The sequence below is a fragment of the Paenibacillus sp. FW101-FHT12H11 genome (genome assembly GCF_058790355.1).
In genome coordinates this window covers 339504-355614 of sequence record NZ_JBYTCO010000003.1, presented here as the reverse complement: position 1 = coordinate 355614, position 16111 = coordinate 339504, and the positions used below count along the sequence as shown (strand labels likewise).

Genomic DNA, 16111 nt, shown 5'->3' with positions numbered 1-16111 from the left:
TTTACCTCCTTCATCCACATTAGTAAAATTAAGCCTATATAATAGACGGATGGGATCTACTTAAAGTTGCAAAATCAGCTGAACTTTATAAGCTTCCAGGGATTCCTCGGAGGATATCATTTAATGAATAAAAACTAACTCCAATGTTAAAAAAGCGAAAGCCTTCGTCCTCAAAAAGGATGAAGGCTTTCGCTCATCAATCTATTTCGTCCTCATGACCGTAAATTCTTGCTGCCATAAAATCCTACCGCCAATCTCAAGTCTAGCCCGCAGCTGGTTCTGCCCGACCTTTAACGGTTTAGCAGCTTGGTATTGGAAGAAAGCCCTATCCCACTGAATGGGTGCAACCCATTTTGAATAGGCATGGATGGCCTCTGCCAGTGGGGCTCCGATCTCTTCGACAGTCAACTTGGGTCTTAACTCAGGTGAAGCGTCGGCCGCGAACTGCTGAGTGCTGTCTGTAAAAGCTACATTGAACACCATCTGATCGGAATCGACTGATGTGGGAATTGCAAGATCAGTCACATTATACGCCTGAAGTGTAAAGGTAAGGGAGTTATCAACCTTAGCAATAAGAGTACCGAACAAGTTCCGCACATCGGCTTCGTTCAGATATATTTCTCCGTTTGACGAGACCTCTGGCGCTGCAGTCAAGTTAACCTCCTGAACCTCTTTGCCATTCCAAAGTGTTGTCGCCTGCAAGGAGCCCGCCTGAATGCGAAAACCATTACCAAACTTGCTGTTCTGATAGGTGGTCCAGCCTCCTGACTCACTTTTATCATAGCGGAAACCTTCGGATAGAAAGGGAATGGATACATACCAAGCGTTATCACGTACATATCCCACTTGTCGATCTTGAAACTTAAGCTCGTCACCATCAATCTTCGCGCTGCTGTAGTACAAAGTGTAGAAGGAAATGTCTATAGCCGGATCAAATCCTTCACCAACAATATGATCGGTATATGGATTTAACTTCAACCAGACAAGTCCAACATAAGAATCGATCTGATACCAACGATTCCCTAAGGTATCATCCCAATAACGAATCGGATGTACAATTTGAGGGGAAGCTTGCGCGAATTTATACCAATTACCTAAGGGATAGTTCATCAACTCCGCATTGGATTTCAATTCTATGGCCACGTCTGTCGGTTTGGCATCCATCGGATCGGCAAACTGTTTATTCACCCAACCATCCCCTGCCGAAGTATGTACATGATACCAGATGGATTCATCCTGTGAGTTCCCATATGGATTATTGTTAATTCGTTCGAACACTTCGACTTTCTGAGGCTGAAGAACGGCCACCTCTTCCCCATAGGAATCAGGTTGTGCAAAAAGCGTTGTTCGCGTATACAATACTAAGCTTTCTTGGGACTCTTCAATCCTCGCACCTCGGTCATACATCCACTGAACTCCACTCTTTGTCTCTACACGATAGCTGGTGCTGTTGAATGGCGAAATGAACTCTGCTGTTATTTCCCCAACACCTTGCGGGATGCTGCTTACGTTCATGAAATATTCTTTCTCAGGGACGACGCTCCGCAGCGTACCAATGCGATTGAGGGCAATTTGAATCCATTGATCACCGAGCCAGGACGTATGAATCTGAAGCCAAGTCATCGTGTTGTAATCGGAGTTTTCGGCAACAAACCACCTTTTCGCAGCAGCCACCACTTCGACATCCTGAGGTGCCAATGAACCCGTTGATGGTGAATTGGTATTCGGATTAGCATACATCAGAGTATTGTCCAGCAGCGATATTTGCTTCGGAGGGGAGACGTCTAACGCTTTTGAAGGCACATTGATCCACTTATCGCCAAGCCAGGTGCTGACTTTCCACCAATTATACGCATCCGACCAAGGCATGCCTGCCTTGACTACTTGTACCTCTTGAGGAGCCAGATAGCCTTGAGGTGGACCGCCGGAATCTTCGTATTTGTCATAATAAGGGATGTTGCTCAATAACTGAATAACGGCAGGCACTCTACCTGACTCGGGGACATCCGAAGGAAACATTTCGTGCTGAAACTCCGGCTGCACACTAGGTATGGGTTTCCAAACAACAGTTGTTCCTTCCGCTGAAGCGTCGAAAGCACATGACATCATGACTTGCGCTCCGACTACAGCCGCAATGGCTGCTTTTTTCCAGCTCATTGGATCACACTCCTATTCATTCTCTCAACTTAAACCGCTATATTGGTTATACTCGGTATTTGTTCCAAAGTTTCCTATACAAGTTCTCTAAATTCAGCATAAATAACACTTATAGCTCCACAGCTACGGACTGTGGAGCTACAGTTGTGTAAGATACAAATTATCGATGTTGTTCATACCTATTTGAACGAGTCAACTTCTGTAGCAAAGTAATCTCGTCTTCCCTTAGGGGAGGAGTCTCTGCAACGTTGATGTTCTCCAACAATTGTTCTAGAGAGCTAGCCCCTGGGATGGTCACAGCCACCGCAGGATGCGATAGCACATAGCGAATGGCAAGCTGGCTTAAACTACGGCCATTTACATTGGCTGAATCCAGTAATTTGGGATACAGGCTGCTAAGTGAGTCTCCTGTGTAGTCAAGGTAATCTTTCTGAAGCCTCTGTCCCCTATTCGACAGAAATCCTCTCGCTACTGGACCACGAGCAATCATACTGATTGAATGCTCGGTAAGCCAAGGCAGCACCGCTTCCTCCGGCCTTCGATCTAGTAAGCTATACTGACTCATCACACTTACAATCGACGATCGCATTGTATATTCTCGAATGACATTTGGACGAATCGAGGATATACCATAATAACGGATGACTCCCTCTCGTTTCAATTGTTCGAAAGTTTCGATCGTCTCGTCGATCGGGTCTTCAAGCGTACCGCCATGCAATTGATATAAATCAATGTAATCGGTACGCAGCCGTCTCAAACTTTCTTTAACCGCGGAAAGTATGTACGCTTTGGAGGCATCCCATACCCAACCATCTCTGCCTGGAATTCGTCTGTTACCTACTTTTGTGGCTATAATCATTTCCCCACGATTGCGACCTTGAATCGCTGAACCCACGATTTCTTCATTAACACCTTCATCGTACAAATCAGCTGTATCTAGAAAATTCACCCCACGTTCCAATGCTGTATGAATCATAGAAATGGCATGTTGGCTATCTGTACCTAACGACATGCAGCCTAATCCTATTTCGCCTACCATGAGCTCTGAAGTACCTAATTTGTTTCGTTTCATATTTTGTATCCCTCCTAAATATGGATCTACTTTCTCTTCGATTTATCATATACAATTTTTCACTTGAAGGACAATTTAACTAAACAAGCTCTTGCCTAATAGCTACAAAAAAGCCCTATGCACTCCTATCGGATGCATAAGGCCTTTCATTTATTTCTCTACTGGTACCGTTAGCACGTCACTGGAGGTTACTCCGCTCGCATTGACCAATTCACTCCGGTACTCATAAGTACCAACTCCACGTCCGTCAATTGCACTCACCGCACTTTGAGCGCCAGGCGTAGCGGCTTGCAATGATTTCGTTTCGAGCAACACACCATTTTCGTATAAACGGTATTCGGTCGCATTGGTTCCCCACCACATGTTCATAACAATATGAAATGTGCCGTCTCCGTCCCAATTATCTTGGGAGAGCACCGGTTTGCCCGGCGTTGCATTCGAGATGGTGACAACAAGCGGATTGCTCGTAGTCGTACCGAATGGACTAATGAGCTCGCTCGTGTACGTATAAGTGCCGTTCTGTTTGCCATGCACATCAACCTTCGCCACTTGTGCCGCAGGTGCTGCATCCTTCAACGATTGGGTAGAGATGAGGGTACCATTTTCATACAATTTAAATAAAGTACCGTTATTGCCCCACCACATGTTCATGGTTACTGTGTAGTTGCCATCACTTATTCCCATTGCTTCACCACTGTTGGATGATAAGACTGGCATACCTGGAACCCCTAGAGACACCGCCTTCACCACTGTGATTGTAACAGGATTGGTCTGCACGGATACGCCATTCAGAGTAACACCAGCTGTGATTTGAGCAGTACCTTCAGCTATCCCGGTGATATGCCCCTGCATATCAACCGATACTATCGCGCTGTTGCTTGATCCGTACGTAACTGTGGCTACGGTAAGATCAGCAGGTGCTGCATTGTTAAGCGTACCCGTTACCTGCGCCAAAGCCGTTCCTCCTACTTGAAGTGATGTCGCGTTAACCGCAAGCATCGCTTGACTAAGTACCGGTGTTGTTGTTGGCGCTTCGTTTTGAATCGTTATGTCATCCATGTAAGCCGTATAAACGCCATCTCCCGTGTGATCGTATGCGGCGATAACCGCTACGATCGTCTTACCTATAAAGGATGAATCTAAATGATAAGAGATTTTTCCCCATTCACCTACGGTACCTTTTGCGCTTTTGCCGGTAAATCCTGCCTTGTCGCTTAAATGCGTACCGTCGTCAAACACCAGATCAATGAAAGCATGACGACCTAAGTCATTTTCTGCCCGGATATAGTAAGAAAGCTCCAAATTGTTTTGAACTTTTATTTTTGTAGGTGCAATTCGCGCATAAAGCTGAGTATTATCGGTCCCGTTTTCCGACTTGCCGCTAAATCGGAAGGAATATGCACCTCTATGAGAGGTATCTTTCTCGATGGCAAAAGCGTCTAAAGCGGGATCCGAATGCTGACGCTTCAAAATTTTTGGATTTCCGCGTTCATTTTCATCACCGGGATTGTAAATACCTACGTCAACGTTCGTTAATTCACCGCCAGCAGCGACGCGTTTCTCAAAACCGTTCCGCCAATACACAGGACCCAACGAATCCTCAATCGGTACCTCACGGCTAACTGGATTACCTTCCGTAATGTCGCGTTTATTCAAAACGGCAATAGCTCCCGTCAGCCGCAAATAAAAATCGGAAGAAAGCCATGTACCTTCAGATGCTTGTGTATACAAATACTGCTCGCCTTTCGGAATCTCATAGGAATCTTCAGCGCCCTTAATGATGGATGTACCCTCATCAAACTCATCAAACATGGCAATATACGATGATCTTAAACCATGTTCTCTTAAAAGCGCCGCCTGCGTCCACATGAAATCTCCGCTTTCTCTGCCTATCTCATTCGGCGCCGAATTCACACCATTTCTCAGATTCGACCAAGCAAACCCTGGAAAAATAACAGGTTGGAAGTCGATTCCGTATTGCTCGCAATATGCCATCTCTCTTTCCAATCGTTGGTCGGTTTGCTCCCACCAATCTTTGGCACCCTCTGAGCCATTGAACCGTCCTACTGTCCAAGGAGAGGCCATATCAAGGGACTGATATACCGCAGCATAATCATTGGTTACCGATGCCCATGTATTATCAGGCAACCCTCCGATCACATAATAACCTCTGTCTTGGAACCAATGAATAAGTGTGAGCGCATTGCTTGCACTCGGATATCTGGACGGGTTATCACCCGCAAGACCCCATAAGCAAACGACCGGTTTTCCTTTTGCATAGGCATAACTGGTTGAGCTTACAATACCTTTTCGTTCTATATTGTATACCCAATCTTTTTTGATTCTGTCTACAGCAGCTTCTCCTACACTTCCAGATCCTGATAAATCATACATGACATAAAATAGTTTGTTATACTTTTCAGCTGCATCTTGAACTAGGTTTATATTATTTTTTATAGGACTTTCCGTCACTTCTGTTGAACTATAAAACCGCTGAACCGCTAACCCGTCTACGCCATAATCACGTAACCAAGAAACATGCAAGTCAACCACGTCTTTATTCTTGGATGTAAATAACTTGGCTTGTTCGCCGGTTTCCAGGTTATCGAAATTGGTAGGGAATAGAGCATTGTCGGGATACTCCCTTACATCGGGCCAATTTTCAAATTTAAGCTGGCCAACGCCAGGTTTCGTCCCGGAGTTCCAATGCACCCAACCCGAATTGGTATCATTGGCAGTAAACCACATCTGATAACCGGCAACCGTCTTTCCAATCATCGTATTACTTGCCGTTTCCCCGGCAAATACAGGTGGAAGGGTTTCATCAATGGCAGGTTCCTTGCCACTCTCCACGCGTATACTTTTCACATAAAAATCTCCACCGGCAGCTAATATCCTGAAATCAGCACCGCCATTTTGCGCTTTCCTCATTTGGGCATCGGTCACATATATTTTCAAGGTTACCAGATCTCCCGTATTATAGAGCTGTATAAAGTGCCTGTTATTATAAGCGTTTCCAGTTGATTTTTGACCCAGCTCTAGAAAAGGTTTCTGTGTCCCGACATCATAATACTGAATGGTAAAAATGACATCTTCAGCGCCTCTAAGGGATGAGTCTGTACTCAAAGTACCATACAGATATTTTTGAGCATTAATGCGCCCAACCGTATCTCCTTTATACGCTTCAACGAAAGTTTGCGCTTCAGAAGAAGGATTACCGTTGTATTTGGCATAAGTCATACCTTGTTCCACGACAGGTTCGCCGAAATCAAGCAAAGTCGAGGAGGTTTCCAGGCTGCCAAATGCGGCTGCCAACTCGGTTGTAGCGGTAGCAATCTGCTCGATAGTCGCATTATTGTTGTCGTACACGGATTTAGCCGCATTCCATTTCGTCATGTAAGCATCCCAGGAAGCTGTGATGTACGAAGTGGAATCCGCAGGCTTTTTGTTCATCTCAGCGAGCAATTCATCTTTGCTGACAGGCTTAACAACCAAAGCGCTTTTTGCCGTAATGACATTATCATTAGCCTGACCCAGTTTGATAATATCGGTGCTGTTAGCCTGAATCAAAGCGTCTGCAGCCGTTTTTGCGACATTGTATGCAACCAAGGAGGCAGCGGTATATGGGCTGGTATCTGCAACGAAGGTTGCTTGCAGCTGGGTCCGCATCGTAGCCGCATTAAACGCTGGGTTAGCAGCGCTCAGCTCGGCATCGGTCTTCACGCCGGCAGTAGTACCAACCATGACTTTATCGAGATACAGGCTGCCATCGGTTACACCCGTAAAAGTGAACTGCATATCGGTAATGGCATTGAGCAAAGTTTTGGTATCGGTTACAACTTGCGTTCCGTCAAACAATTTGCGCAGATTAAAGGTGACAGTTGTATACTTATTGTCTTTGGCAAGGTTTTTTTCATATAAGCCCGTTTCGGCAACAGCTGCCGTATACGTCTTGCCCCCACTTACGAATTGCAGAGCCAACTTGGCAGCGTTTTCATTAGCATTAAGGACATTGACGGACAAATAGTTGTAATTGCCGGCTTTAAATTTCAGGCTGTCATAGGCCAGTATCGGGCTGATGCCGATCACTTTAGCAGGAGCACCGGTATAGTTGATCTGCAATGCCGAGGCACCTTCCAGTTTCAAAGCAGGAGAATACCCGTAAGTAACCGCTGAGGTGGTGTTCACAGTACCTGACTTCCAAGACGGATGGAATCCGAAAGAATTAATCGTGGTATCGTTTTGGTCTACGACCCATTCGTCTTTGTCTGCGTACATCCAGCCTTGCTCCGTATAATAAGTGACACCCGGGTCGGGAGCACTGGTGCTATCTGCATATGCCGTAGTACGGAAAGGGCTGACCGGAATATAATAATTCCCTTTGGCGGCACCGACCAGATTGGCATTGTTATTGAAATTGTCAAACGCGTAAATGACATCCTTCGGATCAGAGACCATATTGCTCCAAACTTTAACGGTGTTCGAACCTGTAATTTCAGCGTTGGCGGTCACATAGACATGGTCTGCACCTGCAATGCTGAAGCCATGAAGGGAGATCCCGTTATAGGATTTAAGGCCTTCCCCGACATTGTCAAAGGTGAGGTTGATGTTATTTCCTGAAACGCTCATACTCTGATAGATCGGAGCCGATTTCAGGTCGTTGGCGCCGTATACCAAGCTCATGGCACTATCGGCAAACCGCTGGCCAACCTGTTCTTTCGTACGAGGATGGATCGCGCCAGGCGAAGTCCCGTTCAACACATGAGTCAGCGGAACATCGTAAATCGGAAACAGCGTCATATTCTTGTCCGCGTTGGCCAAATAGGATTTGGTCATACTCTCTGCCAGCCAGCCGAGATGCTGCGGGTTGGTACTACCGATGTCGTACTGGTCCGGAGCAACCTGCGCTTCGATAAACGGCATGGAGTTGTTTGCAAAACCAAACGCCTCGCTCCAGCTCTTTTTCAACAGATTTAACTCGATATCATAGATTTCGCTGCGGTTGGAGTTGCTCTCGCCCTGATACCAGATCGTACCAGCAATGTTGGTTCCGGCAAGAGGCCCGATTTTCTGATTGTACAAAATGGACATTTTATTGGCTTCTGTCGGCCACCAGTCGGCATCATCGTACAGACCGCGTTTCATCAGAGCGGCTTTTACCTCTGCGTTGCCTTCAATGGCCGTGCGGGATAGCCAAGCTTCAATGATCGTACCGCCGGTAGCATCGCTGATCACGCCCACAGGAACGTTCAGCTTCGGCTGCAAACTTTTTGCCATGAAATAGGCGGCTGCGGAAACTTTGTTGACTTCGGTGCCGCTATCGCCTGCGCCCCAATAGGCGCCGGCAATATCCGGCGTTGGATCAATTGGCTGATCACCCGTTTGCCCCGCTGGGTAAGCTGGAACCAGGAAGAAACGGATGTTATGGTTATTGGCGTTGGCTACTTCGGTAGCTCCTGTCATCGCCGAACCCACGTTTAGAGCCATATTGGACTGACCGCCCGCGAGCCATAATTCACCTATGGCAACATCTTTGATGGTCTGAATGACGGTGCTGCCTTCACTGACAACAATTTTGTAGCTGTCATAGCTGCCGACCCGGGGGGATAAAGCAACATCCCATCTTCGATTAGCAGCAGCAACGGCCGTCTTGGTTTCAAGAGCCGTAGTCTCGTTGCCTTTGAACAATTCAACTTTTATGTTTTTACCCTCATCCGAATAACCCCATATATTCATGGGTTTCTTCTGCTGGAACAACATGCCGTCGTTGAAAAAGGTGGGCAGTGAGGTGTCATTGGTCGTATCGATTAAGCGGACATTCGAAATTTTGAGCACCAAATTGTCGGTAAAGGTTGCCGGCCAATTTGTCATATAGAAGCGCATATAGTTGATCTTTGAATAATCAATCGTACCGCCAGTCGTGCCACCGGTAGTCAACATAGCGGAAGCGCTCGATTGCCCGTTTTGCCAGTTCAGCGATCCGACACTGAAGGCTAGTTCATTGGCGTCATTGTGGCCGCTGCTCGTAAGCTCAACTTGGCCTGCAGCTTGTGACATCACCGTAATATTACCAGGATGAGTCAGGTTTTCTATCTCGGTATCCATGACCAATTTCACTTTTCTGATATCATGGTGTGAAGCGTCAATTGATGGAAATTGGACAGCAAAAGAGGCTGTAGGAGTTCCGGCACTACCGCCACCGGTAATGTTGAACGTCTTGGTGAAGGGAATATTAGCTACCAGAGGTGTGGTGTCGTAATGCACCGGTGGCACCGGATCGGCCGGACGGGACATGTCCACGATGTTCACGTCTTTCATCCGGATGACATAAGCGTCTGGTTTAACAGTGAAGTTAAAAAACTCTAAACGGAAAAACCGGATGTGAGCCAGGTCGACTGCTGCAACATTGCCCATCGCTGAAAATGGAAGCAACACGTCATTCCACCCTGGCTGGATCTCGGTGCCGTCTGCTCTTTTCAAATCCTTGGCGTTATACATTAAGTAATGCCCACCGATTTGATTATCCGACACTTCAAATCGGCCGTTGCCGCCGATTGTTTTCATCAAATCATTGATATGGCCGGGATGATCATTATTCTCGACATAGAGCTGCAAACTCACGGCTAGATTGGCTGGAGCTACTGGCGACACATCGGAATCAATCGTGTTGATATAGCCCGATCCAAATCCATACCGCGTAGGATTGGTTAACGTATAGGGCTTAAGCTCCCTTTTATCCATAATTTTTTGCACAATGTAGTTATCCATAACGTCTTTAGCAGCCGTAGCTGAACCTGGTTGTATCATCATAATGGGCAGTATCAACATGATGGATAAGAGAACAGCCATTCGTTTTTTTGCCTTCACGCCATGTACCTCCTGTTTTAATTAAGCTTTTTTAGCAAAACAAAATAGGAACCCGCATAAATCTTCCCTTCCGCTTCTTCATTCGGATTATGGATCCATCATCACTTTATCACCCCTTTCTAACCCTCTAGGAAATCGCTTACATTCCCTTCCTTTATTTACTATATCGCTCTCATAAGTTTAATTACATGATGTTTCTTTACAAAAATTGATGCATTTTTACTGTTGTTATTAACCCGGACGTCGCGTTGCCAGGGCGGTCGATTGACGAATGACAATGACTCCGTTGTCTTCGGAGACCACCTCGGCACACCCCGTAGCCGTTGAGCGCTGCGGCATCATGGCAGGCCGTATCTCTGCACGAATGTAAGGTTGGCCTTGCAGGGAAACCGAAACCTCCTCAGCACTTAGTTCCAAGCAAACCGTTGCTCTGGACATCGAGGCAAATAGCGTATGTCCGCTATGGCGAAGTACACTCCCATACCCGATGAAACAGCGCTCGACATTCGTCCAATCGTCCTCATCCGCACCTTCAGGTCGAGTTACGGCGATTAGATAAGCATCCGTCTCCCATCCATGCAACTTGCGGATGCAATTCTGATGCATGACTCGGCCATCTGCCCGCAGATTCCAATAAATATCCGTTTGCTTGCCGCCTGACCGTATGCGTACACCAAGCATTTCATGTCCCTCCAGGGCGGTCACTTCGGGAAGCGGCTGCTCCTGTTCCACGGGGATTACAGCCGTTATAAATTTAGCCTCATGAACAGGTTCGTAGGTTTCGAATGACAAATAAGTCACCTTTGTATCAGGGGCATGATCCGCCATGCCTTCCTTTTGCTTCAGAGTCAGTTGCTGCGGGAATAGATGCTTAACGATCACACTGGCATCGCCGTTCGTGATTCGCAATGGACCGTTTTCCACCATGCAGGTTTCCCCTTCGTAGTGAAGCAGCCATTGCAGATGGCCTTTCTCGTGCGCCCGAATGTCGTCCATGATGACGATGACACCATCGACCCAGAGAAAATGACGGAAATTTCTTGAAAAATGCATCGACATTGGCCCGGTTGCATCAGCGTATACATAACGGAGATCGGCGTGATCCACCAGATTATACACGTGTCCAGGCTCCTTCACGCCACGGGGCATATCCGACCGCAGTTGCCCTTCACCGTTAAACAGCACAACATTATGCGCTTCACTCTGTACATAATAATCAACATATTCAGGTCTCTCGTAGGAGCAGTTGCCGGAGTCAATCAAGAGAGGCCGCCCTTTACGATATAGAACAAAAGAACCCGCATCCGCATGAGCATGATTCCACGTAAAGCCGGACTTCACCGCCAGCAGCGTGCCATCCTTCTCCCAGCCATCACGCATCGTCGCCCAGCCGATATCCTCGTAGATCACGGATGTCTCTACAGGAGATGGTGGTCTCGATTCCCCCTGCCAAATACGATCCTGCTGGATAAAATCATAAAATCCATACTCTGCTTGCCATTCTTTCAAATACCAGCGCAAACGTGAATCGTCGAGCCCATTCGCCAGCAGCATCTTTGCAGCGTGCACGGCACCTGTATACATATAACCGTCACCGAAATTAACGGTCATCGGCCGTTCGGAGGCCGGATATGTCGTGTGCAGAAAGAAGTCTCCAGCCTTCGCTAGCACAGGGATATCGGAAAAATCCGTATAACCGAAAGCATGTTGATAAGCCAACCTGAAGACCAAATATTCATACAGGCCATAATCGGCATAATTGAGACTTTCGTAGAAGGCCCCAGCTTCGTCGTAATTCAAACTTTTATTGCCAAGCACACTGCCTTTATACAAAAAGTATTCAGGGAAAATGCGAATGATTTCATCGAGCCAAACGCTCGCTTCAGGTTCCTCATCGATGACGGAAAGCACGCCGACTCCCGCCAGTCCAATCATCACAGCCCACCAATTATGGCCCATGGAATCAAGCGTATGAATACGGGTATCGGCAAATACCCAATCCTTCAGTGTCGGCAGAACGCCAAGATCAAGCAAGGAACGTCGAATCGTCTCACGCTCTTCCGTGCTCAGCAACTCGTAGATGCAGTCGTAGCCGACGGCAAAACCATGGCAGAATCGGGACGTATTTAACTCCGAATGCCAAGGTGGATCGTTCTTCAGCAGGCCTTTACCGTGCCATTTCTGAAAGGTGCTGTAATGAAGGAGCGCTTCCTTTAGTTTTTCTGCATAATGCCGCTGCCCCGTTACTTGATACACCAACCCAAGCATGGTGCCCATCTTGGCCACTTGCTCGCTCGGAGGCCCATACTTGCCATGCTGGGAATCCACCCCGTCAGCTTCCACTTCATCTGTAAAAGAATTTTCCAGAAGACCATCCGCTTTGGCCACATAAGCCTGCCATTCCCTCCGCAGGTTCTCATCCTCTTGCAGTTGAATCCGAAAACGCGCAACCCAATGTTGATCAAAATATAAATACGGATGCTGCTTATTTGTCATATTTCCCACTTCTCATCTTCCTCCTATGATTAAGATCTCACTACTGAGCTCCTTTACGAATAAAGAAATACGTTGTACATTTGGTATAGAACTTATCGATGGGGTTGATTCCAATGAAAACAAAAATTCAAAATCAATTCTTTTTATACTATCTATTTCTTGCCGTCATTCCGCTTTTGGCGCTTTCCTATTATTCGTACTACACCATTAAAACTAATGCTCAAAAAGAGCTGGTCAATACCATTTCCTTTGATATGCGGCAAAGTCAGGCTTCTCTCGATGCACTGTATATCCGATTTCAGAAATATATGGACATTCTTTCGAATTCGTCCACGTTCTATAATTTCGTTCTCCCTGCGTTAAGCGATATCAAGCAAGGGGATATTCAACATGCCAAATACATCGTCACGACGAACCTTGATCCGCAATTTAAGAGCTTGTTTGCAACGGACGATGTCATTTCTGCTGCCATGGTGATGATCGACGGACGCGTCGTCTACAGCTACAAATCTTTTGTCTCCGTTACGAATGAATTCAAGCATAATCCCATCATAGCCAGCACCGAAGCCAGTCCCGCCATGCGTTGGTTTAGCAATCAGCCTACTCCCTTCGGCTCTTTCGAAGGCAACTATTCCGTCATCACCAAAAACATTTATAACATTATGGGCAATAATCCGTCCGAGATCCTTTGCCAAGTTATCCTTTTGGTTAATCAGCAGAAAATGAACGATCTCTTAAACAATAAGCTGCGTTTTACGGACAGCATCATTCGCGTCTTGGATACAGACAACACGATTATTGCCGGAAACGATTATGCTCTCCCCATTAGCGATCAGCAAACTGCCTTAATGACCCAAAAACTCCCACTCGATCAAGACCCGAGCAACATCACGTACATCGATAAATTTTTCATTTTACAAAACATATCGAACGTTACGAATTGGCGCATTGTCCAATTGTCTTCTTCAAGCCATGTAACGGAAGCTTCTTCGGCCATCATTCTTTTTTCCACCATTCTTGCAGCTGTCTTGCTGATCCTCATGTTTCTGTTTTCATTTATTATTTCTAATGAGATTCTGCTTCCTATCAAACGTCTGGCCAATGCGATGAAAAAGGTCGGAGAAATGAATGTGAAAATGACCGTCATTCCCGATTCCAAAAACGAAATCAGCGAAATTGCAAGCGGATTCAATCAAATGGTGGATCGAATCGACCACTTATTCAGACAAACGATTGACATCGAACGCCAAAAACGCAAATCCGAAATTGATATGCTTAAATATCAGATCAACCCGCATTTCTTATACAACACCATTAATTCCATACGTTTTTCCGCAATGAAGCATAAGGACGAAATCACGGCCACTATGCTGGTTACGTTAAGCCGTCTGCTCAGAAACACGCTCAGTCATCCTAGCAACGTGATTGCATTAAGAGAGGAAATCCAAAATATTAAGGACTACATCTCTTTGCAGCAGCTGAGATACGACCATCAATTAAACGTTGAGTACCAGATAGAAGAGCAAACTGCCCATTTGCTAGTACCGCATATGATTCTACAGCCCATAGTAGAAAACTCTATCATGCATGGCTTGAATCACAATTTGAACACGGGCGTCAAAGCCAACATTACCCTTTCCTCCTTTTTGAAAAATAGCACGACCCTGATCCTTGCGGTTCGCGATAACGGGATTGGTATCGCCAGCCAACTCGTAGACAATTTGCTCGTTCATCCATCAACGATTTCTTCAGATTCACTGCGCATTGGCTTCGTTAATATTCATAAAAGAATCAGGCTCCAATATGGGGAACCCTATGGCATCGAGATCGAGAGTGAGGCCGGTTTCTTCACAAATGTCAAAATCATTCTTCCCGTGCTGGACAATATAGAAGATGCCCAAGCTCATTTCATTAGCGAAGGAGGTACCAACCAACCATGAATGCCATTATTGTTGACGATGAGCCTTACGTAAGACAGATGCTTAAGAACATGATCCATTGGGATGACCTGTCACTTCATCTGGCGGGCGAGTTCTTTAACGGTCAGGATGCTTATGATTGGATAAAGCAAGGCAACAACGTAGACCTGGTCATTACGGATTTAAGAATGCCGATCATGGACGGACTTCAATTGATCAAGAATACTTTGGCGATTAGAGAACATATTACTTTTCTTGTGATCAGCGCTTTTAACGAATTTCATTTAGTGAAAGAAGCCTTTCTTCTTGGTGCCAAAGATTATTTATTGAAGTCTGAAATGACGGAAGCCCATATCCATCATACGCTGTCCAATCTGCGGTTGAACGAGCACCCGAAATTGCCGGCTGTCTCCAGCAAAGAATTGATGAAAGAAACGCTATTAAGCCGGCTTGCAGCGGAAAATCTGACAACAAACGATATCAGCACCTTGAAGGAATTGATGGGCAATAATGAAAAAAGACGCCTAACCTTGCTTCTGCTGAGATTAAACAAGCTTGACGCTCATGCTTCTACGCCTGAAGCATCCATGAAAAAGGCCATCTCGGAATGCCTCTCACCTAACGAGGAGATCCTGGCTTACAGCCGCCAAGCGCAGGTTGAAATCATTCAGACGTCGCCATTCGAGTATTTAATTCTTATGCTCTATGCCCCGCAGGAATCCAAGGCCAGCATCATGCAGCATGTAAGGCGCGCCTTTGGCTCATTTCGCCCAAGCGGGTTCCGGATCAATCTCGGTGTCAGCCGTGCTTCTTTCGATTTCTTCTCGCTTCCGCAGCTCCTTCATGAGGCAAGGCAGTCTGTGGATTATTGTTTTGTTGCAGGCAACGGTTCCATCATTCCCTTTACGGTGCAGTTTGAAGAAACGCCGCCGCTTGCGATCGACAGCCGACAGCAAGTTTCCATCTTAAAGGAGCAGCTGAGCGCCATCCTATTTGACAAGCGCAAACCGGAAATCCACAGTGTCATCATTCCGCCTCAAAACGTAAGTGCCAGCCATATTCGTGCTATCAAAGAGCTCTACATGAAATATCATTTTGTTCTCATGGACTTCGCGATGCAGAACGGTCTCTATGGCGAGCTGCGCGAGCTTAGCAATAAGTACGAGGAGCATTTGAAGTTTTACGGCGATCTGGACTCGCTCAACAAATGGCTATCCTCCGTAATTGCCGTCGTAAAGGCCCACAATGGCGAGAATTCCATGATCAATCAAGTGAAACACTATGTGGAAGAAAACTATATGCACGATATTAGCCTGCAATCCGTTGCCAACAAGTTCAATATTAACAGCAGCTATCTAAGCCGTCTGTTTTCAGAAAAACGCGATACCACTTTCACCGATTATTTGGCCCATACTCGCATCACCAAAGCGATTGAATTTATCAAATCATCCAATCTGAAAATCTACGAAATTTGTGAAAAAGTAGGCTACACCTCCCCTGAGCATTTCAGCCGAACGTTCAAAAAATTGACCGGCAAAAGCCCAAAACAATTTATGGATGGGCGAGAATGAAAAAAAATCTGCCGTGCAGCTCCGGCAGA

6 protein-coding genes are annotated in these 16111 nt (G+C 46.2%); 2 read left to right on the top strand and 4 right to left on the bottom strand.

What is annotated here, in order from left to right:
- Positions 1-201 precede the first annotated feature (201 nt).
- The 4 genes from AC3WTJ_RS11795 to AC3WTJ_RS11780 all read right to left on the bottom strand — a co-directional run bounded on the left by AC3WTJ_RS11795 (position 202) and on the right by AC3WTJ_RS11780 (position 12592).
- Positions 202-2157, bottom strand: a complete 1956-nt coding sequence (locus tag AC3WTJ_RS11795; RefSeq protein WP_492521886.1) for a hypothetical protein — start codon at positions 2155-2157, stop codon at positions 202-204.
- Positions 2158-2317: 160 nt separating this feature from the next.
- Positions 2318-3229 (bottom strand): aldo/keto reductase, encoded by a 912-nt coding sequence (locus AC3WTJ_RS11790; protein ID WP_492521885.1) that lies wholly within the window; start codon positions 3227-3229, stop codon positions 2318-2320.
- A gap of 150 nt (positions 3230-3379) precedes the next feature.
- A complete protein-coding gene (locus AC3WTJ_RS11785; protein ID WP_492521884.1) occupies positions 3380-10096 on the bottom strand; it encodes a sialate O-acetylesterase in 6717 nt (2238 codons plus the stop codon).
- 231 nt (positions 10097-10327) lie between these two features.
- Entirely contained in the window at positions 10328-12592 is a 2265-nt protein-coding gene (locus AC3WTJ_RS11780; RefSeq protein WP_492522224.1) for a heparinase II/III domain-containing protein, read from the bottom strand.
- A 113-nt stretch (positions 12593-12705) separates the two neighbouring features.
- Between AC3WTJ_RS11780 and AC3WTJ_RS11775 the strand changes: the two genes are divergently transcribed.
- Both AC3WTJ_RS11775 and AC3WTJ_RS11770 read left to right on the top strand, forming a co-directional pair.
- On the top strand, positions 12706-14532 hold the full coding sequence (locus AC3WTJ_RS11775) for a sensor histidine kinase (protein WP_492521883.1): 1827 nt from the start codon (positions 12706-12708) through the stop codon (positions 14530-14532).
- A complete protein-coding gene (locus tag AC3WTJ_RS11770; RefSeq protein ID WP_492521882.1) occupies positions 14529-16082 on the top strand; it encodes a response regulator transcription factor in 1554 nt (517 codons plus the stop codon). The genes AC3WTJ_RS11775 and AC3WTJ_RS11770 overlap by 4 nt, the downstream gene beginning before the upstream one ends.
- The last annotated feature ends 29 nt before the right edge of the window (positions 16083-16111 follow it).

Bases quoted from the DNA above. Each gene is read 5' to 3' on its own strand.
- AC3WTJ_RS11775 (WP_492521883.1), top strand. From the start codon at position 12,706: ATGAAAACAAAAATTCAAAATCAATTCTTTTTATACTATCTATTTCTT.
- AC3WTJ_RS11795 (WP_492521886.1), bottom strand. From the start codon at position 2,157: ATGAGCTGGAAAAAAGCAGCCATTGCGGCTGTAGTCGGAGCGCAAGTC.
- AC3WTJ_RS11790 (WP_492521885.1), bottom strand. From the start codon at position 3,229: ATGAAACGAAACAAATTAGGTACTTCAGAGCTCATGGTAGGCGAAATA.
- AC3WTJ_RS11770 (WP_492521882.1), top strand. From the start codon at position 14,529: ATGAATGCCATTATTGTTGACGATGAGCCTTACGTAAGACAGATGCTT.
- AC3WTJ_RS11780 (WP_492522224.1), bottom strand. From the start codon at position 12,592: ATGACAAATAAGCAGCATCCGTATTTATATTTTGATCAACATTGGGTT.